The organism is Conexibacter sp. CPCC 205762 (assembly GCF_030646155.1).
Lineage (GTDB): Bacteria > Actinomycetota > Thermoleophilia > Solirubrobacterales > Solirubrobacteraceae > Conexibacter.
In genome coordinates this window covers 1-26327 of the sequence record NZ_JAUTDN010000003.1, presented here as the reverse complement: position 1 = coordinate 26327, position 26327 = coordinate 1, and the positions used below count along the sequence as shown (strand labels likewise).

Sequence of the window (26327 nt, the reverse complement as noted above, 5' to 3'; positions counted from 1 at the left end):
GCTCCCCGGGAGGGGATGGACGCGAACGCGCCAGACAGATTCCCGGCGCCTGGCCAGCGCCGCAGCTGGGCCCGGTTCGTCCTCGCGGCCGTGATCGTCGTCGTGCTGACGGCGGGCGCGACCGCGACCGCCGGCCTGCTGAACGTGCAGAGCTTCGTCGACGACCTGCGCGCCGGCGGCACGATCAGCGGCGCCGAGGCGGTGATATCGCGGGCTGACGCGGGCGAGCCGCAGACGCTGCTGCTGATCGGCTCCGACCACCGCTACGGCACCGGCGCCGGCGACGCCCGCTCGGACACGATGATGCTCGTGCGGATCGACCCCGACGCGCCCGCGACGACCGTCCTCTCGATCCCGCGCGACCTGATGGTCTCCTTCAGCTGGAGAGGCGCTGCCTACGGCCCCGTGAAGCTGAACGAGACCTACACGGTCGGCGGCGAGGCGCTGACGGCGAGAGTGATCTCGCGGCTGCTGGGGATCCGCATCAACCACATCGCGAACGTCGAGTTCAGAGGCTTCCGCGAGGCGATCGACACGATCGGCTGCGTCTACGTCGACGTCGATCACCGCTACTGGCACAGAAACGGCCCCGGCACCGACCAGTACGCCGAGATCGACGTCAATCCCGGCTACCAGCTGATGTGCGGCGAGAGAGCGCTCGACTACGTCCGCTACCGCCACCTCGACAACGACCTCGTGCGCGGCGCCCGCCAGCAGGACTTCCTGCGCCAGGTGCGCTCGCAGTACAGCGCCGACCGCTTCCTCGACGACCCGCACCAGCTGACGAGCGTGATCGGCAGACGGATGCACACCGACGCCGACCTGCAGTCGGTCTCCTCGCTGCTGAAGCTGCTGAGACTGGTCGCCTTCTCGGCCAGAAGACCGATCCAGCAGGTCGCGCTCGAGCCGACCGACTACAGAGCGCCGGACGGCATCCAGTACCTGCAGACGACCGCGGCCGACCTGCGGCGCGTGCGCGCGGAGCTGCTCGACCCCGACGACGCGCCGGCGCCGCCGGCCGCCAGGGCCGCGAGACGCCGTGGCGGCAGAAGGGGCGGTCGCAGAGGTCGCCCCGCGAGCGCGCCGACGGCCGCGAGCCTCGGCCTCGCCGACATGGCGGAGACCGGCAAGCAGTACGCGATCTCGCTCGGCCCGGTCACCTTCCCCGTCTACTACCCGCGGCTGCTGCCGGCCGGCGCGACCTACGCGCCCGACAACCGCGGCGCCGAGGGCGGCTACCCGATCGTCTACCGCACGAAGACGCCCGCCGGGATGAAGGCCGCCTACCGGCTCGTGATCCCCTACGGCGGCCCCGGCAACTACGTCGGCGTGCAGGGCCTGCGCTGGAGCGACCCGCCGATCCTCAGAAACCCCTCCTCGGACCACCGCACCGTCAACGGCAAGAAGCTCGACCTCTGGTACGACGGCACGAAGCTGCGGCTGGTCGCCTGGCGCACCCCGCAGGCGGTCTACTGGATCTCGAACACGCTCCAGAAGAGACTGTCGAACGACCAGATGCTGTGGATGGCCGGCTCGCTCACGCGGCTCGGCAGGTGAGCGGCGGCCGTCGTCGTCAGCTGCGCGAGCGGGTTCTCGACTCGCCGCTGCGGGCGCGCTCCTTGTTGACCGTGCGCGCCGCGATCTCCTCGGCGCGTCTCTCGCTTCTGCCCTGATCGAGCTGCGACTGCTTGACGTGTCTGTACTGGCGGTCGCGCTTGCTGCCTCTTCTGACGCCTCTGGGCGGCATCGGCCTCACCTCGCCGGGTGGTCGTCTGCGGGTCCTGTCACAGCGCTACCCGCGCGATGGGACCACTACGCTGGAGAGCGATGAGCACCGACGCCGCGCAGCCGACCGAGCGCTTCGACCCCGCCGCGTTCTCGAGCTTCCGCTTCACGACGCGCGCGCTGAGCGACGACGGCGTCGTGACGCTGGGCTACGCGCTCGACGACGCGATCGCGTTCGAGGAGCGCTTCACGCTGCCGGCGGGGACGCGCGTCAGCGACGCCGACCGCGCCCGCGTCGATGGGCTGCTGGCGCTGCTGCACTGGGTCACCGGCGTCAGCTACTTCAAGACCGCCGCGCCGCCGGCGGTCGCGCTGGAGGGCGCGCATCCGGGGCCGGCCGCCGCGGCGCTGCTGGAGGCGCTCTACTCGGAGGGGCTCGGCGAGTTCGCCTTCACGAACAGACTCGACGCGCTGCCGCGTCCGGTCTTTCCGCGTGACGGGACGTGGGCCGGCGAGGCGGGCGCCGCCGCCGCGCCCGGCGCCGCCCGCCCGCGCGCGCAGGCGCCGCGCAGAGTGCTCGTGCCGGTCGGCGGCGGCAAGGACTCGGTCGTCGCGCTGGAGGCGGTCCGCCGCTCCGGGATCGAGCTGGCGCTGTTCTCGATCGGCGACGCCGCGCCGATCGTCCGCACCGTCGAGGTCGCCGGCCTGCCGCACCTGCTCGCGCGGCGCAGACTCGACCCCGGGATCGGCGCGCTCAACCGCGCCGGCGCGCTCAACGGCCACGTGCCGGTGACGGCGATCGTCTCCTGCGTCGCGCTGCTGACGGCGGCGCTGCACGACTACGACGCGGTCGCGCTCGCGAACGAGCGCTCGGCCTCGCAGGGCAACGTCGCGTGGGACGGGATCGACGTCAACCACCAGTTCTCCAAGAGCCTCCGCGCCGAGCGGCTGCTGCGCGCCGCGCTGGCCGAGGTCGGCGCGCCGCCGGACCTCTTCTCGCTGCTGCGGCCGGCCTCCGAGCTGGCGATCGCACGCGCCTTCTCACGCTTCGAGCAGTACCACCCGGTCTTCACCTCCTGCAACGCGATCTTCCGCATCGACCCGGCGCTGCGGGCGAGATCGTGGTGCGGCGACTGTCCCAAGTGCCGCTTCGTCTACCTGATCCTCGCGCCCTTCAACGCGCCCGCGCATCTGGCCGAGGTGTTCGGCAGAGACCTGCTCGCCGAGCCGCAGCAGTACGACGGCTTCGCGCTGCTGACCGCGACCGGCGGCCACAAGCCGTTCGAGTGCGTCGGCGAGGAGCAGGAGAGCCTCGCCGCGATCCGCCTGATCGCCGCGCAGGAGCAGTGGCGCGACCACGCGGTCGTGCGGCGGCTGGTCGACGAGGCGCTGCCGGCGCATCCGCCGGCCGACGGCGACCTCGACGCGGTGCTCGCGCTGAGCGACGAGCACGACGTCCCCGACGCCCTCATGCCTCACGTCCGTGCGCTTCTCGGAGCTTGACGGGAAGGTCGTCGGCGTCTGGGGCGCCGGCCGCGAGATCAGCTCCTTCGCGCGGCAGCTCGCGAACCGGCTGCCGCGTGCGCGGATCGCCGTCGTCGCGGCCGACGCGCGCGCGGACGGGAGCGTCGACGCGGGCGTGAGCGCGCTGGCCGAGTCGGTCGGCGCGCGGGTCGTGGTCGGCGCCGCGGAGGCGGTCGAGGCGCTGCGCGCATGCGACGCGGTCGTGCGCTCGCCGGGCGTCTCGATCCACCGCCCGGAGCTGTTCGCGCTGCGCGCCGGCGGCACGCCGGTGACGACCGCGACCTCGCTGTGGCTGGCCGAGCGCGGCGGCCGCGGCGTGATCGGCGTCACCGGCACGAAGGGCAAAAGCACGACCGCGGCGCTGATCGCCCACCTCGCGCGCGCCGCCGGCGTCGCCACCGACCTCGCCGGCAACATCGGCGTGCCGGCGCTCGACCTGCTCGACGCGCCGCCGGCCGAGCTGGCCGTGATCGAGCTGTCGAGCTACCAGATCGCCGACCTGGCGACCGGCACCGAGGTCGCGATCGTGACGAACCTCTACCGCGAGCACGTCGACTGGCACGGATCCGAGGAGGCCTACCAGGCCGACAAGCTGCGCCTGCTGACGCTGCCGGGCGTGCGCGTCGCGGTCGTCGGCGACACGGGCGCGAGCGAGGCGGCCGGCGAGGCGGCGCGGATCGCGGGCGACGCGCGCGCCGCGACCGTCGCGCGCGGGGCCGGTGTCGAGCTGGCGCCGTTCGGCGGACCCGGCGGGTGGCACGTGACGGGCGATGGCGTCGCGCGCGGCGAGGCGCGTGCGGCGGCCGGCGCGGCGTCCGCGGGGGGCGGCGAGGTCGCGATCCCGACCGCCGCGCTGCCGCTGCGCGGCGCGCACAACGCGCGCAACCTCTGCACCGCGCTGACAGCGCTGGAGGCGGCCGGGATCGCGCTGCCGCCGCTGCCGGCCGCGCTCGACGGCTTCCGCGCGCTGCCGCATCGGCTCGAGCCGGTCGCCGAGCGCGACGGGCTGCTGTTCGTCGACGACTCGATCTCGACCACGCCCGAGTCGGCGATCGCGGCGCTCGACAGCTACGCCGACCGCGCCGTCGTGCTGCTCGCCGGCGGGCAGGATCGCAGCCAGGACTACGCCCCGCTCGGCCGCGCGCTCGCGGCGCGCGGCGCCGCCGTCGTCGGCCTGCCGAGCACCGGCGAGCGGGTCGTCGCCGCCGCGCGCGCGGCCGGCGTGCCCGCGGCCCGCGCGGTCGCGGCCGGTGGGATGGAGGAGGCCGTCGCGCTCGCGCGCGACCTCGCGACGGCGCTCGCCGCGTCGTCGCCCGCGTCCGACGCCGCGCGAGGGACGCCGTCCGCCTCCGACGCCGCGCGGGAGGCGCCCGCCGTCATCCTGCTCTCGCCCGCCGCCCCCAGCTACGACCACTACCGCGACTTCATCGCCCGTGGCGAGCGCTTCCGCGCTGCCGTCGAGGCGGCTGGCTAGCGGCGCGGGCAGGCGGTGCGCGTCTCGACCTTTGTGCTGCTGCCGTCGTCGAAGCCCAGCTCGGCGCGGAAGCGGAAGCCGCCGCGCGGGCAGCGCCGCGGCAGCTCGATCCCGTCCGGCCGGAAGCGTCTCCCGCGGTCGACGTAGACGATCCGCGGGTCGCCGATCGACAGGCGCAGCCGCGTCAGCGCGAAGCTGGCGTCGTCGGGCAGGTCGGGGATCGTCGGCAGCGTGATCCCCAACTGGCCGCCGAACGGCGCTGGAGAGCTGCCGGCGACGCCGTGATAGGCGAGCTTGTAGCCGAGCGGGTTGATGCCGTCGACGAAGGCGACGAGGCCGAGCCCGTCGTCGCCATAGACGCCGGCCAGCACAGTCACCTTCGCGGTGGCGGCGAAGCGATAGGTCCCGATCCGCACCTGCGCATGGGCGTCGCCGAGCGCCATCACCGCGTTCGCCGAGCAGCCGGCGAGGCCGATCGCATCGATCGAGACGAGCTGGAAGTCCGCCGCCGGCCGCCGGCAGCCGGCGAGGCCGAGGCCGCTCGTCGTGATGCCGAGGCTGCCGGGGTACTGCAGCGTCATGCTCGTCAGCGGGGCGGGGCGGATGTGCGGGTCGATCCGCAGCTCAGCCGTGATCGGTGTCATCGCGCCGAGGCGGGCGTCGGGCGCGAAGCCGACGGCGAGCCGCACGGGCGCGGCGGCGAACGCAGCCGGCGCGCAGATCGCGGCGGCGGATGCCAGCAGGAGGAGCGTCAGCGACGCGGCAAGGCGCCGTCGGGGCATCTAGTAGGTGAGCCGCGCGTCGGCGTCGACCTTGACGTCCCAGGTGCGGCGGTTGACGACGCCGGAGAAGGTGCCGCTGCCGCTCGCGCCGCGGAACTTGCCGCTGCCTCTGACGACGCGCATCGTCCCGCCGAAGCGGGCTCTCATGCCGGCCGACCTGGGCGTGCCCGCGACGCTGATCGTGAGCGAGCCGCCGCGCGGGTAGATCGTGACGGTGCCGCTGACGCTCGTGACCGATATCTGGAAGACGGCGGAGACGTTGCCGGGCAGGGTGCCGGTCGCGCTGCCGGCCTCGTACAGCGTGTTGCCCGACTTGCGCACGAGGTGCAGCTTGACGGCCTCATCGATGTTGACCGTGCGCGCCGTCGCCACGCCCGCGCTCCACAGCAGCGCCAACACGACCGCCGCGCATGCCGTCAGACGAACCCCCCGCATCTGCACCCTCTCCTCGCTGCCCCGAATACGCCAACTGTACCGCCGTCAGGAGGTCTCGGGAGCCGCTGTCGTCTCCCGATCGCTGTCGCGTCCTTCCAAGCCATCGCGCGCGGCGGCGCCTACGGTGGCGCGATGACCGAGATCGTGTTCGAGATCACGCGCTGGGAAGAGGCCGGCTACGACGCCGGCGACCCGCTCCACCTGCGTCCGCCGGACGGCCCGCTGCTGGCGCGCGTGCTGCTGGCGAAGCGCTACACGGGGCCGCTGGAGGGCGAGGCCGTCGGCGAGGTGCAGACCTGCGACCAGCAGGGCTACATCGCGATGGAGCGGATCACCGGCGTGCTCGACGGCCGCCGCGGCAGCTTCGTGCTCCAGCACGGCGCCGCCCAGGCGCCCGACGGCGCGCCGCTGCAGTTCGGCTGGATCGTGCCGCAGTCGGGCACCGGCGAGCTGGCGGGGATCGCCGGCTCCGCGCGCGTCGCGCACGAGCGGCTGACGCTCGACTACGTGCTGCCCGGCGACTGAGCGCGCACCGGCGCCTTCACGCGCACGATCTCCACGCCCGCGTCGCGCAGCACGTCCTCGCCGTCGAGCACGGCGTAGCCGCTGCGGTAGTAGACGCGGGCGACGCCGGCGCCGGCCAGCAGCTTCGCGCACGGCGGGCAGGGGAAGTCGGTCACGTAGACGACCGCGCCGGCGGTCGCGACGCCGCGGCGGGCGGCGTCGGCGATCAGGCGCGCCTCGGCGTGGGCGGCCGTCGACAGCTCCAGGTGGACGCCCTTGGAGAAGTTCGCGCGCGGGTCGCCGACGACGTAGGGCGCGAGCGGGTGCGGCAGGTGCTCGTTGACGGTGGCGGCGAGCGTGCCGTCGGCGAAGCGGATCGCGGCGCCGACCTGGCGCCACCAGTCGGCGCTGCGATCGGCCTCGGCCTCGGCCGCGGCAGCCAGCTCTCTGGCGCCCACCAGCGCCGCCAGCGCGATCGTCTCCGAGACGACGCGATCGGGGCGCGGCTGCAGCAGCTGCACCGTCTTCGTCTTGTCCCAGCGCAGGAAGACCGGGTCGTAGCGGACCGGGTTGCGCGGCAGCCAGCGCTCGACGACGGCGTAGGAGACGTCCTCGGCCGGCAGCGTCAGCGACGTCCCGGCCGCGGCCAGCGCCTCCACCCCCGCGAGATCCAGCACGGTCACCGACGAGCAGATCCCGAGCGCGTCGATCGCGTCCCGCACCACCTCAGCCGGCAGCGCCCGCACGTCCTTCGCCAGCGGCCGCTGGTCCGCGTGCAGCGACGGGCCGATCAGATGCAGCGGCAGGTCGCGGCCGTGCGCGTCGAGGAAGCGCCGGTAGCCCTCGTGCAGGACCGGCACGTACGCCACGACGGCGGCGCTCATGCGCTCACGACCTGCGCAGGATGCTGTCGATCAGCCCCGGGAGGACCTCGGCGAGCTTCGGGCCGAGCCTGTCGCCGAGGTGCATGTACATCTGCCGGATCCGCTCGGAGGTCGTCACCGACGCCTGCCGCTCGAGCACCTCGACGCGGCCGCAGAACTCCAGCAGCGCACGCTGGTCGTCGGCGCTGTAGGAGTGGTCGGCGGTCAGCACGAGCACGTCGGGCGCGACCGCCTTGATCAGCGCCCATCTCGTCTCGTCGTCGTCCTTCAGGTATATGAGGTCGACCGGGCGCTGGTGGGCGAGCATCTCCAGCCGCTCGGCCTGCGGCACCATCGGCCGGTCGTCGCCCTTGCGGCGGCGGATCTTCGCGTCGCTGTCGACGCCGACGGCGAGCACGTCGCCCTGCTCCTTCGCCTTCGCCAGGTACTTGACGTGGCCGAGGTGGATCAGGTCGAACGAGCCCGACGTGAGCACGATCCTGTAGCCGAGCCCCTTCAGGTGGCTGACCGTGCGCGTCATCTCGTCGAGCGATCCGACGAGCCGGTCCTCGAAGTTGACGTTGGGGCTGAGAATGCCGCTGCTGGCTACCATCGGACGCGCAAACGATAGCGGCCACCGAGGCGAGCGACAGACCCACATGCCGAACTACCTGCCAGCCGCCGAGCGGCGTCCCAGCACCGCCTACCGCGACATGTTGCAGGCGATCCTCGACGACGGCGTCCGCGTCGAGACGAAGCAGGGCGAGGACGCCTACGCGCTCGCCGGCTACGCGATGCGCTTCCCGATGGCGCAGGGCGCTGCCGTCATCACCGAGCGCTCGATCAGAGGCTTCGTCAACAAGGCGATCGGCGAGCTGTGCGCCTTCATCAACGGCGCCCGCACGCTGGAGCAGCTGCGCGCGTTCGGCTGCGACTGGTGGGACGCGTGGGCGACGCCGGCCAAGTCCGAGTCGCGCGGCCTGCAGGCGGGCGACCTCGGCCCCGGCTCCTATGGTCACGCCTTCCGCAACTTCACGACCGACCTCGACGGCGACGACCCCGGCTTCGACCAGCTGCCGCACCTGATCCAGAAGCTGAAGGACCTGCCGAACGACCGCACGGCGCTGATGAGCCCGTGGATCCCGAACGCCAACCACCGCGAGGCCGGCGTCAAGTCGCGCAACACGATCGCGCCCTGCCACGGCTGGATCCACGCGCTCGTCTTCGGCGACAAGCTCCACCTCGTCCACAACCAGCGCTCGGGCGACACGCCGATCGGCGTCCCCTCGAACATGGCTCAGTACACGGCGCTGGGGCTGATGATCGAGCAGCTGACCGGCTACGAGCTGGTCGAGTACGTGCACTGGATCCAGTACGCGCACATCTACGCCAACCAGGTCGACGCGGTCAGGGAGATGCTCGCGCGTGAGCCGCGCCCGCTGCCGACGCTGCAGCTGACGGCGGCCGGCAGAGCGATCGACGACATCCACGACTTCCGCGCCGAGCACTTCGAGCTGCTCGACTACGACCCGCATCCGGCGATCCGCGGCATCCCGGTGCTGACGTGATCGCGATCGTCGTCGCGCACGCCGCCAACGGCACGATCGGCCGCGACGGCGACCTGCCGTGGCGGCTGCCGAGCGACCTCAGACAGTTCAGAGCGATCACGCACGGCGGCACCGTCGTGATGGGGCGCAGGACGTGGGAGTCGATCCCGGCGAGATTCCGGCCGCTGCCCGGTCGTCGCAACGTCGTGCTCTCGCGTGACCCGGCGTACGCGCCGGACGGCGCCGAGCTGTTCGGCTCGCTCGCCGAGGCGCTCGCCGCCTGCGACCATGACTGCTTCGTGATCGGCGGCAGCGCCACCTATGCCGAGGCGCTGCCGCTGGCGCAGCGCTGCTACATCACGCACGTCGAGGGCGACGTGGAGGGGGACGCGGTCTTCCCGCTGCTTGACGCGGACGAGTGGACCTGTGTCGAGGCGGGCGAGACGCGCGAGGAGAACGGCCACCGCTTCGCCTTCCGGGTCCATGAGCGACGCTGACGCGCTCTACGACCTCGCGGCCGCGCGCGAGCCCGAGCAGCTCGCGCGGATGCAGCGGCTGGAGCGCGAGCGGATCTGCATCTTCTGCCCCGAGCACCGCGAGCACGAGCACCCGCAGCCGGTCGAGCACGCCGGCGAGCACTGGTGGGTGACGCGCAACGCCTTCCCCTATCCGGGGGCCGAGCACCACTATCTGATCGTCGCCGAGCGGCACGTGACGGCGTTCGACGAGCTGCCCGACGCGGCCGGCGCGGAGCTGTGGGCGATCAAGCGGATGCTGAAGGCGCGCCACGCGCCGCTGGCGACGGCGACCGTCGAGCGCAGCGGCGACATGCGCTTCAACGGCGGCAGCGTCGCGCACCTGCACACGCACTTCGTCGTGCTGCCGGCCGTGCCCGCGGCGACCGTGCGCTTCCGCGTCAGCGGGCGCTCGGCGGCCGACGGCGCGTGAGTCGCCGCGTGCGTCTACATCGGCATTGACTTATATAAATCTCTGGCGATACTCTCCGTCGCGTGCATGCCTTCGACGTGCTGGGCGACCCCGTGCGGCGGCGGATCCTCGAGCTGCTGGCCGACGGCGAGCGGCCCGCAGGCGAGCTCGGCGCGGTCGTCCAGGCCGAGTTCGGGATCTCCCAGCCGGCCGTCTCGCAGCACCTGCGCGTGCTGCGCGAGCACGGCTTTGCGCGCGTGCGGCCGGAGGGGACGCGCCGGCTGTACGCGGTCGAGGCGGCGCCGCTGAGAGAGGTCGACGCCTGGCTCGACGGCTTCCGCCGCTTCTGGACGCCGCATCTCGACGCGCTCGGGACGGAGATCGCGCGCGGCAAGCGGGCACGCCGACTGGCAACGGAACCTGATCACGGAGAGACGAGATGACCGACAGCGAATCGCACGCCGATCCCATCCGCCGCACGCTCGGCAGACGCGTGCTGGAAGCCGGCGAGGCGCGCGTGCTGACGATCGCGCGCAGCTACCCGACCTCGCTCGCCGACCTGTGGGAGGCGTGCACCGACCCCGAGCGGATCCCGCGCTGGTTCCTGCCCGTCAGCGGGGAGCTGAAGGTCGGCGGCAGATACCAGCTGGAGGGCAACGCCGGCGGCACGATCGAGGCCTGTGACCCGCCGCACTCGTTCGCGGCGACCTGGGAGCACGGCGGTGACGTCAGCTGGATCGAGCTGCAGCTGACCGCGGAGGGCCCGGAGACGACGCGCTTCGAGCTGCGGCACATCGCGCACGTCGACGACGAGCGCTGGACGCAGTACGGTCCGGGCGCGGTCGGGGTCGGCTGGGACCTGGCGCTGCTCGGGCTCGGCATGCACCTCGACGGCGGCGGCGTCCAGGTCGACCCGGCGGCGGCGCAGGCGTGGGTCGGCTCATCGGAAGGGGTCGCCTACCTGCGCGAGAGCGCCGACGCCTGGGGCGAGGCCGACGCGGCCGATGGCGGCGACGCAGCGGTGGCCGCGGAGCGCGCCGAGCGCACGTACCGCTTCTACACCGGCACCTGACCGGTCGATCTACGTGGAACCTGCGTAGCGGGGCTCCTGGTTGTTGCCTGGCGCGCGCGGATGCGCCAGGCTGCGGCCGACATGACCAGCCTCCGCTCCCGCCTCGGCGTGCTGCTCGCGCTGCTGGGCGTCGCCGTGCTGGCGGCCCTCGCGCTGCTTGCGCCGGCGGCCGCGCGCGCCGACGTGCCACCCGTGCCCGACTGCATGTACTACGTCGCCGGCTGCAACCCGATATACGGCACCGGGGTGCAGGTCGGCGCGGGTCAGATCGTCGAGTACGGCGCGACGGTCAGACTCGACTCGGGGCTGGAGGCGCCGATCCCGTGGGATCAGCCGATCATCCCGAGCTGCAGAGGCTCGATAGGGCAGACGTGCATCTACTGGTCGATCGCCTGGAAGATCCAGCCGACGCTCAGCGGCGGGAATCCGGCTGCGGTCCAGTCGGGCTGCGGGGGCAGCGACCCGAGCTGCACGGTCGTCTACAGCCCGCACGGGATCGGCGACGGGGGCGACGTCTGGCAGCCGATCGTCGCCGCGCTGCAGTCGGGGCAGACGCCGACGAGAAAGGTCGGCTGGCTGCTCTACGTGCGGCCGAAGTGGCGCTGGGTGACGGTCACAGCGCCGGGCGCGAGAGGCTATTCGCCGCTGTACATGTACGCGGTCCGGAGAGGCACGACGCCGACGTTCGGCGCCTGCGTCGACAGCAGCAGAATCTTCGACACGACCGCGACGGCGGGCGTCGACTGCGTCCGCGTCTCGGGCAGCGGCGGCGACGCCAGATACGACCCCTATTGGCGGTTGCCGCTGCCGGCCGGGAGCGGCAGCTGGCACCTCTACCCGGGCCCGTATCCGCGCGGCGAGGCAGGGCCGGCGACGGTCGCCGGACAGCGCTTCAGCGGCGCCGACGTGAATCTCGCGAACAGCGACATCGAAGGGACGACCAGCCCGCTTCCGACCGGCACGCTCGACGTCGCGATCGATCCCGGCGGGTCGCAGCTCGGGCTCGGCGCCGCATACGCCCGCACCGTCACGGTGACGGCGAGAGCGGTCGGCGGGGTCGCGCCGCTGAGATCGGTCCGCTGGTACCTGTCGGTGCTGAACCGCACCGGCAGCGCGACGATGATCGGCAGCGAGAACGCGCCCCCTGATGCCGTGCTGATGCCGGGCGAGTCGATCAGAGCGACGGCGGTGATCGCGGGCGTCGGCCTGGGCACCGACACGCTCATGTCGAGAGTCGAGGCGTCCGACTCGAAGGGCAACCTGCTCTACGGAACCGCGCCGCCGGTCTCCGTGACCGTCGTCAGAGATCCGCCCCCGCCACCCGGCGGCGGCGGAGGCGACGGCAGACCGAGAGCACCGATCCCCGTGGCGGCCGCCGGTGCGATCGCGCCGGCCGTGCGGGGGCGGGTCGAGGACCAGGTCAGAACGACCTACACGGTCGACTGGTACGCCGCCGCGAGCTGCGGCGCCTCAGACGGCGAGGCGCGACTGCTCGGCACGCGCACCGTGACGACCGACGGCGTCGGCGTCGGCGACGCCAGCCTCTCGCCGCCGGCGCTCGCGCCGCTTCCCGGCGAGGCCGTCTTCGGCTACGCGACGCTCGGCGGCGTCCGCTCCGACCGCTCCGCTTGCATCGGCGCGCGGGCGGTCCCGACCGTCGCGCTGAACGTCCCTGCAAGCGTCGCGGCCGGCGCCTCGGCCGGGGCGACGGTGTCGGTGAACGCGGTCGGCGCGGTCGCGAGCGGCGTCGTGCACCTGCGCGAGGGCGCGACCGAGCTCGCCAGCGCGCCGCTGCTCGCCGGCAGCGCCACGCTCGCCCTGCCCACGACGCTCGCCCCCGGGGCGCACAGCTTCGAGGCGGTCTACGACGGCGACCCGCTCGTGCAGCCGGCGCGATCGGCGGCGGCGACGATGACGGTGACCTCGCCACCGGCCTCGCCCGGCAGAAGAGCTGCGAGCCCCGGCAGAAGCAGCGCCGGCAGAGGCGGCACCGCGACGGCGCCGCGGATCGCGGTCAGAGCGGGCCGGGCGCGCGCCGGCAGACCGTTCACGCTGACGGTCACCGTCGGCGGCGGCAGAGGCGGCACCGTCGCGCTGCGCCGCAACGGCAGAACGCTCGTGAGAGCGAGCAGACTGTCGCGCAGAGGCACCGCGGCCCTCCGCCTCCGCCTCCCGCGCGGCAGACACAGGCTGACGCTCGTCTACCAGCCGCCGAGACCCGCAAAGCCGACCACCAAGACGATCACCCTGACCGTCGCGAGCTGAGCCCGCGAGCGCAGCTCGGCTCGCCTGACTAGCCCCAGATTCGCTCAAACTTGCTGCGATCGCGCGGATCCCACCACGTGTGACCCCAGCGGAGTCTCTCCCACCATGGCATCGCCGCGTACTCCTCCGGCTCCATCCCCGGCCGGTTGCGACGGTCGTTGAAGACCCACATCGGCACGTCCGGGGTCGGGCCTCCCCGCCTGTATTCGGTCCAGGCGTCCTCGCTCGGGAAGGGCTTCGGCTCCCAGGCGTCCCAGTCGATGTATCTGCCGTGTCTGCGGCGTACCCAGCGCATGGTCACCACGCTACGACCGCCGTCAGCGCAAGTCCACACAGCACAAAGAGGATTCCCCACAAGATCGCTGTGAACTGACGATGGAGCGCGTCTGCCCCGGCTGTTGCGATCCGGCACGCTCTGCCGAGGAAGGCGATCATCGCCTCGTGGTAGCGAGACTCGTCGGCAAGCGCGTCACGCGCGGCGAGCATGCTGTGGATGCGGTCGGGTTGCAGCGTCTCCGCGTGCAGACGCTGGCTCAGGAACTGCCTGATCGCGAGCATCGTGAGGAACGCACCCGCTGCCGTGAGGAGAAGGACCGCGGCGCTGAGCGGGGCTCCGTGGTGGACGGCGGTGAGCGCCTGCGGGGTCAGCAGGGCGGTGGCGGCGGCGCCGGCGGCGAGGACCGGGGCGAGGCGGGCGCGCAGCTCGCCGGCGCGGCGTTCGTGGGCGTCGAGGGTGCGCTCGGCGAGCGTGTGGAGGTGGGCGAGCGCGGCGGGCGGCCGTCGCGTCAGGCGCGCGCGGGGGTGATGCTGGAGAGCAGGGGGCCGCAGGAGCCGCGGACGATCAGCTCGGTGCGGAGGCGGGTGCGCTTGGGCGGGCTGTCGTCGCCGCGGAGACGGGCGAGCAGGAGCGAGCCGACGGTGCGGCCGAGCTCGGCGACCGGCTGGGCGACGACGGTGATCGGCGGATCGACCAGGGTCGTCCATTCCAGCTCGTCGAATGCCACCAGGGCGACGTCGCCGGGGATCGAGAGGCCGAGATCGCGGATCGCGCGGACCGCGCCCGCGGTCATGAAGTTGTTGAGCGTGAAGATCGCGCGCGGGCGGTCGGCGCGCTCCAGCAGCGCGCGCGCCGCCTGGTAGCCGCCGGCCCGCGTCGAGGGGCCGACCGACACGAGGCCGGGCTCGGGCTCGATCCCCGCGTCGCGCAGCGCTCTGCGGTAGCCGCGCAGGCGCTCCGCGGTCGAGGAGATCTCGGCTGCGTCGCTGACGACGCCGATGCGGTCGTGGCCGCACGCAAGCAGGTGGCGCACCGCGCTGCGGGCGCCGCCGGGGTTGTCGACCAGCGCCGTGTCGACCTGCAGGCCGCGGATCGCGCGGTCCATCAGCACCAGCGGCCGGCGGTCGGCCGCGAGCACTCTCAGGTGCGTGCCGTCGTTGCCGCTGACGGGCGCGACGACGAGGCCGTCGACAAGCTGGGTGCGGAAGACGTCGACCGCCTGCCGCTCGCGCTCGAGGTCCTCGTCGGAGTTGGCCAGCAGCAGCGTGTAGCCCTCGTCCTCGACCACGTCGGCGAGGCCGCGCGCGGCGGCGGCGAAGAAAGGGTTCTCGATGTCGCCGACGATCAGGCCGATCGTGCGGGTCGTGCCCGAGACCAGCGCACGGGCGACGTTGTTGGGCCGGTAGCCCAGCTGCTCGGCCGCCGCCAGCACCGCTCTTCTCGACGCTGAGCTGACGTAGCCGTAACCGCCGAGCGCACGCGCCGCGGTCGCCTGCGACACCTCTGCGAGGGCCGCCACATCTCGAATCGTCACCACCACGATCGGCGAGTATACGCCTTCGACTGATAGCGCTCTCAGACAATGTCCAAAAGGCGATGGTCGAATTTTCTCCATCTGTCCTGAGAGCGTTATCAGAGCTGTGTTACGATGCCGCCAGTGCTCATCTGAGAGCGCTATCAGAAGTGAGGACGAGCGAGCTGGGCTTCACCGTGAAAACGCGACAGCGTGATCACAAGCTGCCCCTGCCCGCACGCCAGCATGCGTAAGGAGAGGAAGCGAATTGTCCGACGGCGAGCGACTCGTCGCGCTCGGCGACAACTGTGTGGACCATTACCGGGCGCTCGGCGTCCGCGCCGCCGGCGGCAACGCCGTCAACGTCGCGGTCAACTGGGCCCGGACCGGTCTGCGCAGTGCATACATGGGAGCCGTCGGGCCAGATCCCGATGGTGAGCTGCTGCGCGCCGAGCTGGCCGTGCAGGGCGTCGATGCCAGTCACCTCACCACGCTTGCGGGCAGCACTGGGGTGACGATGATCGAGGTGACCGAGGAAGGCGAGCGGCTGCTCGCGCACGAGGATTTCGGTGTCACCGCCGACTACCGCCCGAGCGCGGCCGACCTCGACTTCGCCGCCGGCGCCGCGATCGCGCACTGCTCGACGGTCAGCGACTTCGACCACGCGGTCGGCGGCCTCGCGCAGCGCGGCGGCCGCGTCAGCTACGACTTCTCGACGCGCCACCGCACCGAGCGGCTGAGCGGCCTCGCCGTCGCCTTCTACTCGTGGGAGGCGACCGCCGACGACGGCGCCCGCGCGCTCCTCACCCAGGCGCTCGCGGGCGGCGCCCGCACCGCCGTCGTCACCTGCGGCCGGCACGGCAGCCTCGCCGGCGACGCCGAGGAGATCGTCTTCGTCCCGGCGCAGCAGGTCGACGTCGTCGACACGCTCGGCGCCGGCGACAGCTACATCGCCGCGTTCCTGACCGCGCTGCTGCTGCACGAGCGGCCGCTGGTCGAGTGCGCGGCGCGCGGAACCGAGGCGGCGGCCGAGTGCTGCACGCGCTTCGGCGGCTTTCCCCAGGCGGCGACGGCGGCGGTCTCGCAGGAGGCCGCCGCGCGCGCCGCGGTTGTGGCAACGAAGCAAAGGAGGAACGGCGATGGGGACCACTGACGTCCCTGTGCTCCGGGCGACCGGGGTCACGAAGCGCTTCGGCCACGTCGAGGCGCTGCGCGGGGCGAGCCTGGAGGTCCGTCCGGGCGAGGTCCACGCGCTGCTGGGCGACAACGGCGCCGGCAAGTCGACGCTCGTGAAGATGCTCTCGGGCGTGCACACGCCCGACGAGGGCACGATCGAGATCGACGGCAGAACGGTTCGCTTCGGCACGCCGAGAGACGCGCAGGAGGCCGGTGTCGAGACCGTCTACCAGGACCTCGCGCTCGCCTCGACGCTGCCGCCCGGCGACAACGTCTTCCTCGGCCGCGAGCTGCTCAAGCCCGGCCTGCTCGGCAAGCTCGGCTTCGTCGACCGCCCGGCGATGCGCCGTCGCGCCGCCGAGGAGCTGGCGACCGTCGGCGCGCGCGTGCCCTCCGCGGTCGTCCCAGTCAGCGCGCTGTCGGGCGGCCAGAAGCAGGCGGTCGCGATCTCGCGCTCGCTGATCTGGGGCCGCCGGCTGCTGATCATGGACGAGCCGACCGCCGCGCTCGGCGCCAGACAGACGCACTACGTGCTGGAGCTGATCAAGAGAGTCCGCGACGACCGCGGCATGGCGATCCTGCTGATCTCGCACAGCCTCCCCGACGTTTTCGAGGTTGCCGACCGCGTCACCGTCCTGCGCCTCGGCGAGGACGTGATGACGGCGCCGATCGGCGACTGCACGACCGAGTCGCTGCTGGGTGCGATCACCGGCGCGACGACCCTCGGAGCCCGAAAGGAGGCGACGTGAGCACCACCGCCGAGAGCGGCGCGCAGACGCCCGCGCCCGCGCAGAACCCCGCCGCCGACCGCAAGGCCGAGCGCGCGCAGAAGCGCGCCGAGCGCTACGAGTCGCTGACGATCGCCGGCATCCTGCTGCTGATCATCGTCGTCTTCTCGGTGCTCGCGCCGTCGGGCTCGTTCCTGTCGCTCGACAACCTCAGAAACGTCGCGCTCGACGCCTCGACGATGCTGATCCTCGCGGCCGGCATGACCTTCCTGCTGATCGCCGCTGGGCTCGACCTCTCGATCGGCGCGATCGTCGTCTTCACCGCCGTCGTCGCGGCGAAGGTGATGGCGGCGCTGGCCGGCGACGTGACGATCGACGTCGCGCAGCTGAACCATCCGCACCTCTTCCTGGCGCTGCTGCTGGGGATCGGCGCGTCGCTGCTGGTCGGGCTCGGCTGGGGCCTCGTCAACGGCCTGCTGGCCGTCCGCGCGAAGATCCCCGCCTTCATCGCGACGCTCGCGACGGCGGGCGTGATCCTCGGCCTCGCGCAGGTCTGGACCGGCGGCCTCAACGTCCAGGGCGCGCCGATCCAGCTGCAGGAGTTCTTCGGCCTCGGCTCGCTCTTCGGCGTGATCCCGTGGCCGGTCGTCGTCGCGATCGTCGTGACCGGGATCCTGTGGGTGATCCTCGGCTGGACCCGCTTCGGCCTGCGCACCTACGCGATCGGCGCCAACCCCGACTCGGCCGCGCGCGCCGGCATCAACGTCGGCCGCCACCTGCTGATCCTGTACGTGCTGATGGGCGTGCTGGCGGCGATCGTCGGCGTGATCGACCTCGCCCGCTTCAACACCGCCTCCGTCTCCGGCCACACCGAGGACGCGCTCGCCGCGATCTCGGCGGTCGTGATCGGCGGCACCAGCCTGTTCGGCGGCCGCGGCCGCATGTCGGGCACCGTCATCGGCGCGCTGATCCCGGCCGTGCTGCTGAACGGCTTCGTGATCATGGCGATCGACCCGTTCTGGCAGAACGTCGCGGTCGGCCTGGTGCTGCTCGGTGCCGTCTACGTCGACCAGCTGCGGCGCCGACGCGCCCAGCAGGGCTGAAACCCCCGTCTTCGTCCCCGTGTCCCATCGCTTCACAAGGAGAGGATCCGTGTCCAAGCTGTTGCGCTCGCTCGCGGGCGTCGCACTCGCTGCGCTCGTGCTGGTGCTGGCCGCCTGTGGCAGCTCCGACGACAACGACTCGTCGTCGAGCGGTTCAAGCGGTTCGACCACATCGTCCTCCGGCTCCGATGCCGGCAAGGCGAGAGAGAAGTACAAGATCGCCCTCATCACGAATGAGGAGTCGTCGTTCTACATCACCCTCAACGCCGGCGCCCAGGCCGAGGCCGAGAAGCTCGGCGTCGAGGTCGACTGGCAGGCGCCGCGCACCGCGGACCTGCCGTCGCAGACCGCGACGCTGCAGTCGGTGATGGCGCGCAAGCCCGACGCGGTCCTGATGACCGCCGTCGACAACCGCGGCATGGTCGCGCCGATCCGCCAGCTGCAGTCGCAGAGAATCCCGGTGATCATGCTCGACGCCGACGTCGCCGACCCGTCGGTGCGGCTGTCGTTCATCGGAACCAACAACGAGGCGGCCGGCAGAATGGCCGCCGAGGTGATGGACAGACTGCTCGACGGCAGAGGCAACGTCGCCTACGAGGGCTACGTCCCCGGCATCGAGTCGGTCGACGCGCGCCAGCGCGGCTGGAGAGCGGCGCTGCCCGACTACCCCGGCCTCAGAAGCATCGGCGAGACCTACGACAGAGGCGACCTCGCCGACGTCGCCGCCAACGTCAACGGCCTGATCAAGCGCGACCCCGACCTGAGAGGCATCTTCGCCTCCTGGACGAACGCCGCGATCGGCACCGCCAACGCCGTCGAGAACGCCGGCAAGGCCGACGCGATCAGCGTCGTCGGGATGGACGCCGACCCGCAGGAGGTCACGCTGATGAGACGCGGCCTGATCGACGCGCTCGTCGTGCAGCAGGTCTACACCGCCGGCGAGCTGGGCGTCAGACAGATCGTCGACTACCTCGACAACGGCACGAGACCGGAAGACACGCTGCTCGACCCGGTGATCGCGACGAGAGACAACGTCGCCGACCCGGACATCGAGAAGCTGCTCTACCGCGCAGCGAAGTAACGACGTGACGGGCAGGGACGCGATACGACGGGCGCAGCTGCGGCTCGACGGCGGGGTGCGCGGAGACGAGGGGTCGGGAGCCCCTCCGCACCGCTCGCTGTGGCTGCTGGATGCGCTCGACGAGCCCGCCGCCGCGACCGCGGCCGACGCGCCGCCGCTTCTCGGAGCGGCGCGCGCCGACGTCGCGATCGTCGGCGGCGGCTACGTCGGCCTGTGGACGGCGCTGGAGCTGAAGCGGCGCGAGCCGTCGCTGTCGGTGACGTTGCTGGAAGGCGACGTCTGCGGCGGCGGCGCCTCGGGCCGCAACGGCGGTCAGATCCACTCCTGGTGGGAGCGGCTGGAGAACCTCGCCGCCCTCTGCGGGACCGCGGAGGCGGTGCGCCTGGCGCGCGCCTCCGAGGCCGCGCTCGACGAGCTGGAGGCGCTGCAGGACGAGGGCCTCGACTTCGACCTCCGCCGCGACGGCTGGCTGTGGACGGCGACGACGCCGGCGCAGCTGGGCGCGTGGGAGGAGGTCGTCGCGCGGGCCGAGCGCCACGGCGGCCGTCCCTACCGTCACCTGACCGCTGAAGAAGTGGCCGCCCGGACCGGTTCGCCGGTCCACCTCGGCGGCATCTGGGAGCCGGCCGGCGGCACCGTCCAGCCGGCGAAGCTCGCGCGCGGCCTGCGCAGACTGGCGCTGCAGGCCGGCGTGACGATCCACGAGCACACGCGCGTGCGCTCGATCGACCCCGCCCCGGCCGCGCCGGGCGCCACGTCCCCAGGCGCCCTGACGCGGCTTCGCACCGGCGCCGGCGGCACGCTCGACGCAGCTCGCGTCGTGCTCGCCGCCGGCGCCTGGGCGGCGTCCCTGCCGCAGTTCTCGCGGCGGATGTTCGTCGTCGCCAGCGACGTGATCGCGACCCGCCGCGCGCCCGAGCGGCTCGACGCGATCGGCTGGAAGGACGGCGCGGCGATCTGCGACTCGCAGATGCGCGTGCTCTACTACCAGCGCAGCGCCGACGGCCGCGTCGTGCTCGGCCGCGGCGGCGGCGCCGTCGCGCTGAACGGGCGGATCGGGAGCGGCTTCGAGCGCTCGCCGAAGTTCGCGCGCGACGCGACCGCCGCCTTCCGCCGCGTCTACCCGATGCTGAACGACCTGCCGGTCGAGCAGACCTGGTCGGGCCCGGTCGACCGCACGCTCTCGCACCTGCCGATCTTCGGCCGCATGGAGGCCAACCCGTCGGTCCTCTACGGCGTCGGCTGGAGCGGCAGCGGCGTCGCGCAGTCGGTGATCGGCGGCAGGATCCTCGCCAGCCTCGCGCTCGACGCCGACGACGAGTGGTCGCGCAGCGGCCTCGTCGACCAGCCCGTGTTCAACTTCCCGCCCGACCCGATCCGCTGGGCCGGCGCGCAGCTCGTGCGCGCCGCCGTGCGCCGCAACGGCGCTGCCGACGACGCCGGCCGCCGCGCGCGCTGGCTCGACCGCCGCCTCGCCGCGCTGACCCCTTCCATGCCGACGACGGAGGACCGTCCGTGACCGCGACCGACCCCACCGCGACCGACCTCGCCGCGCGCGTCCGCGCGGCGGTCGACGCCGCCTTCGACGACGCCGTCGAGCTGCTCGAGGAGCTGGTCGCGATCGACTCGACCAACCCCTCCTTCCCCGGCATCGACGGCACCGCCGCGGCCGGCGGCGAGGCGCGCTGCGTCGCGCTGCTGGAGCAGCGCTACCTGGCGCTCGGGCTGCGCACCGAGCGGGTCGCGTCCGACCCGGTGCGGCCGAACCTCGTCGCGACGCTCGCCGGCGCCGGCGACGGCCGCGCGCTGATCCTCAACGGCCACGTCGACACCGTCCCGCCGGTCCGCCGCGAGACCTGGACGATGGCCGACCCGTGGAGACCCGAGCGGCGCGGCGGCGAGCTGCTCGGGCTCGGCGCGACCGACATGAAGGGCGGCCTCGCGGCCGGCTGGCTGGCCGTGCGCGCGCTGCGCGACGCGGGCGTCGCGCTCGCCGGCGACCTCTGCGTCCAGTGCGTCGTCGGCGAGGAGCAGATGCAGCACGAGCTGGGCACGAGCGCGGCGACGGCCGCGGCGCTCGCGGCGCTCGGCGTCGACTCCCCTCCGGACGCCGAGCGGATCGGCGCGATCGTGCTCGAGCCCTCCTCGACCCCTGAGCCGCTGTCGCTCTCGCCGCTGTCGGCCGGCAACCACGTCTTCCGCGTCACGATCGACGGCCGCGCGACCCACGCCGGCAACCGCGGCGAGGCCGTCCGCCCAGGCGGCGCCGGCAGCGACGTCGGCGTCAACGCGGTCGAGAAGGCGCTGCTGATCGTGCGCGCGCTCCAGGAGCTGGAGCAGGAGTGGGGCCAGACGAGAAGCCACCCGGCCTTCGCGCCCGGCTTCTTCACGATCAACCCCGGCGCGCTGCACGCCGACGCCGGCACGCCCAGCCCCGCCTACCTCGCCGACCGCGCCGAGCTGGACGTGCTCGCCTGGTATCCGCCCGACGAGGCCGCCGAGGACGTGCGCGCCGAGCTGGAGTGGCGGATCGCGACCGCCGCCGCGCTCGACCCGTGGCTGCGCGACACCCCGCCGCGGATCGACTGGCTCGGCAACTGGCCGGCCGCGTCGACCACGTGGGAGGCGCCGGTCGTGCAGGCGCTCGCGCAGGCGCGCGAGCAGGTCACCGGTGCGCCGACGCCCGCGCCCGGCCCGGACCATCGCAGCGGCTTCGCGGCCGTCACCGACGCCTCCTTCCTGGAGGCGGCCGGGATCCCGGCGGTCGTCTTCGGCCCCGGCGACCTGCGCCGCGCGCACAGCGCCGACGAGGGGATCGAGCTGGAGCAGCTGAAGACCTGCGCCGCCGCCGTCGCGCTCGCGGCGATCGACTTCTGCGGAGTCGCGCCGTGACCCTCGCCCGTCCCATCACCACCACCTGGAGAACCACCCCATGAGCACTCTGCTCGGCATCGACGTCGGCGGCACCTTCACCGACGTCATCGCCTATGACGAGACGGAGCAGCGCGTGCTCGTCGACAAGGTCAGCTCGACCCCCGCCAACCCGGAGCAGGGCGTGATCGAGGCGATCCGCAAGCTGCGCGACGGGCGCGGCGTCGACACCGGCGCGCTCGGCGTCTTCGCCCACGGCTCGACGGTCGCGACCAACGCGCTGCTGGAGCTGAAGCTGGCGCCGACCGCGCTGCTGGTGACCGCGGGCTTCCGCGACGTGCTGGAGATCGGCACGCAGAAGCGGCACGACATGTTCGACCTCGGCCTCGTCAAGCCGGCGCCGCTGATCGGGCGCGAGCTGGTCTTCGAGGTGCCGGAGCGGCTCGACCGCGAGGGCGCCGTCGTGCGCGCGCTCGACGACTCCGCGATCGACGCGCTCGTCGAGCAGGTGCGCGCCGCGGGCGTCCGCGCCGTCGCCGTCTGCCTCCTCTTCAGCTTCCAGAACGGCGACCACGAGCAGCGCCTCGGCGCCGCCCTGCGCGAGCGCCTGCCGGAGGTTTCGGTCGCGCTCTCCAGCGACGTCTGCCCGGAGATCAAGGAGTACCCGCGCGCCTCCACGACGGTCATCGCCGCCTCGCTGCAGCCGCTGATCGCCGACTACATCGCCGCGCTCGACCGCGGCCTCGCCGAGCAGAGCGTGACCGCGCCGTTCTTCGTGATGCAGTCCTCCGGCGGCGTGATGAGCGCGGCCGAGGCGGCCGTCAACCCGCACAAGATGATCCTCTCCGGCCCCGCCGCCGGCGTGATCGCGGCGGCCCGCCTGGCGGCCGTCGAGGAGTACAGAAACCAGATCACGTTCGACATGGGCGGCACGTCGACCGACATCTGCCTGATCGCCGACGGCAGACCGCGGCTGGAGCGCGAGTCGTCGTTCGACGGCCGGCCGGTGAAGGTGCCGCAGGTCGACATCCACACGATCGGCGCAGGCGGCGGCTCGCTCGCCTACGTCGACGCCGGCGGCCTGCTGCGCGTCGGCCCCGAGAGCGCGGGCGCCCAGCCCGGACCGGCCTGCTACGGCCGCGGCGGCACGCGCCCGACGACGACCGACGCGCAGATCGCGCTCGGGCGGATCGACCCGGCCTCGTTCCTCGGCGGCGAGATGACGCTCGACGTCGAGGCGGCGCGCGCCGCGATCCAGGAGCACGTCGCGACGCCGCTCGGGCTCGACGTCGACGCGGCCGCCGCCGGGATCCTCGACATCGCCGACGCGGTGATGGCGCGCGGCGTGCGCGTCGTCTCCGTCAACCGCGGCTACGACCCGCGCGACTTCGCGCTGCTCGCCTACGGCGGCGCGGGCGCGATGCACGCGCTCAGCGTCGGCCGGCTGGTCGACGTGCCGCGCGTGCTGGTGCCGCTGCACCCGGGCGCCTTCTCGGCCTTCGGGCTCGTCAACGCCGAGCTGCGCCACGACGTCGTGCGGCCGGTCGAGCGGCCGCTGGCGGAGCTGACGGTCGCGGCGATCGAGGAGCGCTACCTGCCGCTCGTCGCCGAGGCGCGCGAGCGGCTCGCGGCGCTGCACGGCCTCGCGCGCGACGTGCGCGTCCACCGCATGGCGCGGCTGCGCTACACGTGGCAGGACAACGCCGTCGAGCTGACCTTCGACGACGCGACGCTCGACGAGGCCGGCCTCGCCGCGCTCGTGCAGCGGTTCCACGTCGAGCACGACCGCGAGTTCGGCCACAGCAACCCCGCCGACGCGGTCGAGCTGGTCGCCGTCGGCGTCGCCGCGCTCGGCGACCTGCCGCGGCCGCCGCTGGAGGAGGTCGCCGAGACGCCCGGCACGCCGGAGCCGCGCGCGACCCGCAGGGTCTTCTTCCGCGAGACCGGCTGGGTCGACGCGCCCGTCTACGAGCGCGCCTCGCTGCGGCCCGGCCAGCGCGCCAGCGGCCCCGCGATCGTCGAGGAGCGCGAGGCGACGACCGTCGTCATCCCCGGCGTCGAGCTGTCGGTCGACCGCTGGAGCAACCTCGTCCTCACCTACCTGCCGGAGGCCCGATGACCACCGTCAAGGACCCGATCACGACCGAGGTCGTGCGCCACTCGCTGGAGACGATCGCGGAGGAGATGCGCACGTCGCTCTACCGCACCGCGATGACGTCGGTCGTGAAGGACATGCTCGACTACTCGTGCGCGCTGTTCGACCCGCGCGGGCGGCTGCTGGCGACCGCGATCGACATCCCGACGCTGCTGGCCTCGATGGGGCCGGCGCTGCGGGCGCTGATCGACAAGTGGGGCGAGGACATCAACCGCGGCGACGTGCTGCTGATGAACCACCCGTACATGGGCGGCGTCCACACCTCCGACGTCAACATCTTCGTGCCGGTCTTCGACGGCTCCGACCGCCTCGTCGGCTTCTCCGGCACGGTCGCCCACCACGCCGACTGGGGCGGGCGCCTGCCCGGCACCTGCGCGGCCTCGAACCAGTCCGTGTTCGAGGAGGGCGTGATGTATCCGGCGATCAAGCTGGAGGAGGGCGGCCGGCGCAACGAGGCCGTCTACGACATCATCGGCGCCAACGTCCGCAACCCGACGATGAACCTCGGCGACATCCGCGCGCAGATCGCCGCGGCGCGCACGGGCGAGCGGCGGCTGGCGGTGCTGGCCGAGCGCCACGGCAGCGAGGAGTTCCTGGAGATCGTCGACGGGCTGATCGCCTACGCGGCGGCGCGCACGCGCCAGCGGATCGGCGAGCTGGCCGACGGCGTCTACGAGGCCGAGGGCTTCCTCGACAACGACGGGCGCAAGTTCGACGAGCCGGTGCGCGTGCACGCGCGCATCACGATCAGCGGCGAGTCGCTCAGCGTCGACCTGTCGGGCAGCGCGCAGCAGCGCGTGAGCGGCATGAACTGCCCGTACTCGACGACGATCTCCGACATCCACTACGCGGTCCGCTGCGTGCAGAGCGCCGACGTCCCGTTCAACGAGGGCTGTCTGGAGCCGGTCACGCTGGAGGTGCCGAAGGGCAACCTCTTCAACCCCGAGTTCCCGGCCGCGACCTCCGACCGCCACCTCACCTCCGAGCGGCTCTGCGACGTGCTCACGCGCGCGCTCGTGCAGGCCGCGCCGGAGACCGGCTCGGCCGGCTGGTTCAGCGGCTACCCGGTCTTCATCCCCGAGACGCGCTCGCCGAAGACGGGGCAGAGAGTCGTGCTGCTGGCGCAGGTCTCCGGCGGCGCGGGCGCGACGAGCGGCCACGACGGCGGCGACGCGCTCGACGTGCACGCCTCCAACTGCGCGATCATCCCCGCCGAGACGGTCGAGATGAACTACTCGATCCGCGTCGAGCGGTACGAGCTGCAGACCGACTCGGGCGGCGCCGGCAAGCAGCGCGGCGGGCTCGGGATCCGCGCCGACTACCGCGTGCTCGGCGACGAGCCGGTCTTCTGCATCTCCGAGTCCGAGCAGTCCGACGCGCGCTTCGCGGCGCCGGGCCTCGACGACGGCCTGGCGGGCAGAAGCGCCTCGATCCACCTGCTGCGCGACGGCGAGGAGCCGGTCCCGGTGCAGAGCAAGGGCGAGTTCGTCGTGCAGCCGGGCGAGGTCGTCTCGATGCGCGCCGGCGGCGGTGGCGGCGTCGGCGACCCGCGCTCGCGCGACCGCGCGGAGGTCGCCGCCGACGTGCGCGCCGGCCGCGTCTCGGCGCAGGCGGCGGCGGAGGTCTACGGGCTCGCCGAGGTCACGACATGAGCGACGCGGCGCCGAGCACGGGCGGCACGACGGGCGGCGCGGCGCCGGCCGACGCGCACGCCTGGGTCGCCGCCTACGCCGCCGCCTGGCGCGGCGGCGACGCGGCGGCGGCCGGCGCGCTGTTCGCCGCCGACGCCGCCTACACGTTCGACCCGTTCGGCCCCGGCCTGCGCGGCCGCGAGCAGGTCGTCGCCCACTGGACGCAGGCGCTCGCCGCGCAGAGCGAGCTGAGGCTGGAGGTCGAGGAGCCGGTCGTCGACGGCGACCGCGCCGCGACCGCCTGGCGGGCGCGCTTCGTGCGCGACGGCGAGCAGGTCGAGCTGGCGGCGGCGCTGCTGCTGCGCTTCGACGCCGACGGCCGCTGCGCCGACCTGCGCGAGTTCTGGCTCCAGAGCAGCTGACGCACCACCCCCACCACGACACCGAGAGGACACACCCGATGCTGAACTTCGACGCGGACCGCTTCCGCGCGATCGAGAGCGGCGCGATCGCCCTTGCCGACCCGCTGCGCAGAACGATCGCCGAGCTGCTCGACGGCGGCGCGCAGAACCTCTTCTTCCTCGGCGCCGGCGGCGCCGGCGTGCTGATGCTGCCGGCGGCGCAGCTGCTCGGCCGGCGCTCGTCGTTCCCGGTCAAGCTGGTGCATGCGGCCG

At 73.2% G+C, this 26327-nt stretch carries 26 protein-coding genes and 2 pseudogenes; 20 read left to right on the top strand and 8 right to left on the bottom strand.

The window, feature by feature from the left end; translation table 11 throughout:
* Positions 1–15: 15 nt before the first annotated feature.
* Entirely contained in the window at positions 16–1557 is a 1542-nt protein-coding gene (locus Q7L73_RS03930; RefSeq protein ID WP_304689705.1) for an LCP family protein, read from the top strand.
* A gap of 19 nt (positions 1558–1576) precedes the next feature.
* On the opposite strand, the pseudogene Q7L73_RS03925 reads toward Q7L73_RS03930, so the two are convergent.
* Positions 1577–1747, bottom strand: a pseudogene (locus tag Q7L73_RS03925) (plasmid stabilization protein); the annotation flags it as partial.
* An 80-nt stretch (positions 1748–1827) separates the two neighbouring features.
* On the opposite strand from Q7L73_RS03925, the gene Q7L73_RS03920 reads away from it, so the two are divergent.
* On the top strand, positions 1828–3228 hold the full coding sequence (locus Q7L73_RS03920) for a hypothetical protein (RefSeq protein WP_304689717.1): 1401 nt from the start codon (positions 1828–1830) through the stop codon (positions 3226–3228).
* A complete protein-coding gene (murD, locus tag Q7L73_RS03915) occupies positions 3209–4723 on the top strand; it encodes a UDP-N-acetylmuramoyl-L-alanine--D-glutamate ligase (protein WP_304689719.1) in 1515 nt (504 codons plus the stop codon). The genes Q7L73_RS03920 and murD overlap by 20 nt, the downstream gene beginning before the upstream one ends.
* On the opposite strand, the gene Q7L73_RS03910 is transcribed toward murD, so the two are convergent.
* Together Q7L73_RS03910 and Q7L73_RS03905 are read right to left on the bottom strand one after the other, a co-directional pair.
* Complete coding sequence (locus Q7L73_RS03910) at positions 4720–5505, bottom strand: hypothetical protein (protein WP_304689722.1); 786 nt, start codon at positions 5503–5505, stop codon at positions 4720–4722. The genes murD and Q7L73_RS03910 overlap by 4 nt on opposite strands.
* Positions 5506–5940: an autotransporter gene (locus Q7L73_RS03905; RefSeq protein ID WP_304689724.1), complete on the bottom strand. Its 435-nt coding sequence runs from the start codon at positions 5938–5940 to the stop codon at positions 5506–5508.
* A gap of 132 nt (positions 5941–6072) precedes the next feature.
* Here Q7L73_RS03905 and Q7L73_RS03900 point away from each other — a divergent pair, with 132 nt between their 5' ends.
* Positions 6073–6465, top strand: a complete 393-nt coding sequence (locus Q7L73_RS03900) for a DUF3224 domain-containing protein (protein WP_304689725.1) — start codon at positions 6073–6075, stop codon at positions 6463–6465.
* Here Q7L73_RS03900 and Q7L73_RS03895 read toward each other — a convergent pair.
* Both Q7L73_RS03895 and Q7L73_RS03890 read right to left on the bottom strand, forming a co-directional pair.
* Positions 6444–7328 (bottom strand): deaminase, encoded by an 885-nt coding sequence (locus Q7L73_RS03895; protein WP_304689727.1) that lies wholly within the window; start codon positions 7326–7328, stop codon positions 6444–6446. The two genes, Q7L73_RS03900 and Q7L73_RS03895, sit on opposite strands and share 22 nt — an antisense overlap.
* Positions 7329–7332: 4 nt before the next feature.
* Positions 7333–7920, bottom strand: coding sequence for an adenylyltransferase/cytidyltransferase family protein (locus Q7L73_RS03890; protein ID WP_304689729.1), 588 nt, complete (start codon positions 7918–7920; stop codon positions 7333–7335).
* Between the two features lie 46 nt (positions 7921–7966).
* Between Q7L73_RS03890 and thyA the strand changes: the two genes are divergently transcribed.
* From thyA to Q7L73_RS03860, 6 genes are all read left to right on the top strand, one after another.
* A complete protein-coding gene (gene thyA, locus Q7L73_RS03885; protein ID WP_304689731.1) occupies positions 7967–8875 on the top strand; it encodes a thymidylate synthase in 909 nt (302 codons plus the stop codon).
* Positions 8872–9351: a dihydrofolate reductase gene (locus tag Q7L73_RS03880; protein ID WP_304689732.1), complete on the top strand. Its 480-nt coding sequence runs from the start codon at positions 8872–8874 to the stop codon at positions 9349–9351. The genes thyA and Q7L73_RS03880 overlap by 4 nt, the downstream gene beginning before the upstream one ends.
* The gene (locus tag Q7L73_RS03875) at positions 9338–9802 is read left to right on the top strand and encodes an HIT family protein (RefSeq protein WP_304689735.1); all 465 of its coding nucleotides are present in this window, start codon (positions 9338–9340) and stop codon (positions 9800–9802) included. Before Q7L73_RS03880 ends, Q7L73_RS03875 begins: the two co-directional genes overlap by 14 nt.
* Before the next feature lie 62 nt (positions 9803–9864).
* Positions 9865–10224 (top strand): helix-turn-helix transcriptional regulator, encoded by a 360-nt coding sequence (locus tag Q7L73_RS03870; RefSeq protein ID WP_304689737.1) that lies wholly within the window; start codon positions 9865–9867, stop codon positions 10222–10224.
* Entirely contained in the window at positions 10221–10853 is a 633-nt protein-coding gene (locus Q7L73_RS03865) for an SRPBCC family protein (RefSeq protein WP_304689743.1), read from the top strand. The genes Q7L73_RS03870 and Q7L73_RS03865 overlap by 4 nt, the downstream gene beginning before the upstream one ends.
* A gap of 81 nt (positions 10854–10934) precedes the next feature.
* On the top strand, positions 10935–13118 hold the full coding sequence (locus Q7L73_RS03860; RefSeq protein ID WP_304689747.1) for an Ig-like domain-containing protein: 2184 nt from the start codon (positions 10935–10937) through the stop codon (positions 13116–13118).
* Between the two features lie 28 nt (positions 13119–13146).
* Here the strand turns inward: Q7L73_RS03860 and Q7L73_RS03855 are convergent, their stop codons facing one another.
* The 3 genes from Q7L73_RS03855 to Q7L73_RS03845 all read right to left on the bottom strand — a co-directional run bounded on the left by Q7L73_RS03855 (position 13147) and on the right by Q7L73_RS03845 (position 14914).
* A complete protein-coding gene (locus Q7L73_RS03855; RefSeq protein WP_304689749.1) occupies positions 13147–13413 on the bottom strand; it encodes a hypothetical protein in 267 nt (88 codons plus the stop codon).
* A gap of 2 nt (positions 13414–13415) precedes the next feature.
* A complete protein-coding gene (locus Q7L73_RS03850; RefSeq protein ID WP_304689752.1) occupies positions 13416–13676 on the bottom strand; it encodes a hypothetical protein in 261 nt (86 codons plus the stop codon).
* A gap of 227 nt (positions 13677–13903) precedes the next feature.
* Positions 13904–14914 carry a LacI family DNA-binding transcriptional regulator gene (locus Q7L73_RS03845; RefSeq protein ID WP_304689755.1) on the bottom strand — a complete coding sequence of 337 codons (1011 nt, stop codon included), beginning with the start codon at positions 14912–14914 and terminating at the stop codon, positions 13904–13906.
* 262 nt (positions 14915–15176) lie between these two features.
* Here Q7L73_RS03845 and Q7L73_RS03840 point away from each other — a divergent pair, with 262 nt between their 5' ends.
* From Q7L73_RS03840 to Q7L73_RS03795, 10 genes and pseudogenes are all read left to right on the top strand, one after another.
* Positions 15177–16061 carry a PfkB family carbohydrate kinase gene (locus tag Q7L73_RS03840; RefSeq protein ID WP_304715486.1) on the top strand — a complete coding sequence of 295 codons (885 nt, stop codon included), beginning with the start codon at positions 15177–15179 and terminating at the stop codon, positions 16059–16061.
* Positions 16048–16833, top strand: a complete 786-nt coding sequence (locus tag Q7L73_RS03835) for an ATP-binding cassette domain-containing protein (protein WP_304689765.1) — start codon at positions 16048–16050, stop codon at positions 16831–16833. The genes Q7L73_RS03840 and Q7L73_RS03835 overlap by 14 nt, the downstream gene beginning before the upstream one ends.
* A complete protein-coding gene (locus tag Q7L73_RS03830) occupies positions 16830–17915 on the top strand; it encodes an ABC transporter permease (protein ID WP_304689772.1) in 1086 nt (361 codons plus the stop codon). Before Q7L73_RS03835 ends, Q7L73_RS03830 begins: the two co-directional genes overlap by 4 nt.
* Before the next feature lie 49 nt (positions 17916–17964).
* Complete coding sequence (locus tag Q7L73_RS03825; protein ID WP_304689774.1) at positions 17965–18996, top strand: substrate-binding domain-containing protein; 1032 nt, start codon at positions 17965–17967, stop codon at positions 18994–18996.
* Positions 18997–19000: 4 nt separating this feature from the next.
* Complete coding sequence (locus Q7L73_RS03820) at positions 19001–20515, top strand: FAD-binding oxidoreductase (RefSeq protein ID WP_304689776.1); 1515 nt, start codon at positions 19001–19003, stop codon at positions 20513–20515.
* On the top strand, positions 20512–21888 hold the full coding sequence (locus tag Q7L73_RS03815; RefSeq protein WP_304689779.1) for a M20/M25/M40 family metallo-hydrolase: 1377 nt from the start codon (positions 20512–20514) through the stop codon (positions 21886–21888). The genes Q7L73_RS03820 and Q7L73_RS03815 overlap by 4 nt, the downstream gene beginning before the upstream one ends.
* Positions 21889–21928: 40 nt before the next feature.
* Positions 21929–23986, top strand: coding sequence for a hydantoinase/oxoprolinase family protein (locus tag Q7L73_RS03810; protein ID WP_304689782.1), 2058 nt, complete (start codon positions 21929–21931; stop codon positions 23984–23986).
* Positions 23983–25674: a hydantoinase B/oxoprolinase family protein gene (locus tag Q7L73_RS03805; RefSeq protein WP_304689784.1), complete on the top strand. Its 1692-nt coding sequence runs from the start codon at positions 23983–23985 to the stop codon at positions 25672–25674. The genes Q7L73_RS03810 and Q7L73_RS03805 overlap by 4 nt, the downstream gene beginning before the upstream one ends.
* Positions 25671–26075 (top strand): nuclear transport factor 2 family protein, encoded by a 405-nt coding sequence (locus Q7L73_RS03800; protein ID WP_304689786.1) that lies wholly within the window; start codon positions 25671–25673, stop codon positions 26073–26075. The genes Q7L73_RS03805 and Q7L73_RS03800 overlap by 4 nt, the downstream gene beginning before the upstream one ends.
* Positions 26076–26113: 38 nt before the next feature.
* A pseudogene (locus Q7L73_RS03795) lies at positions 26114–26327 on the top strand (sugar isomerase); the annotation flags it as partial.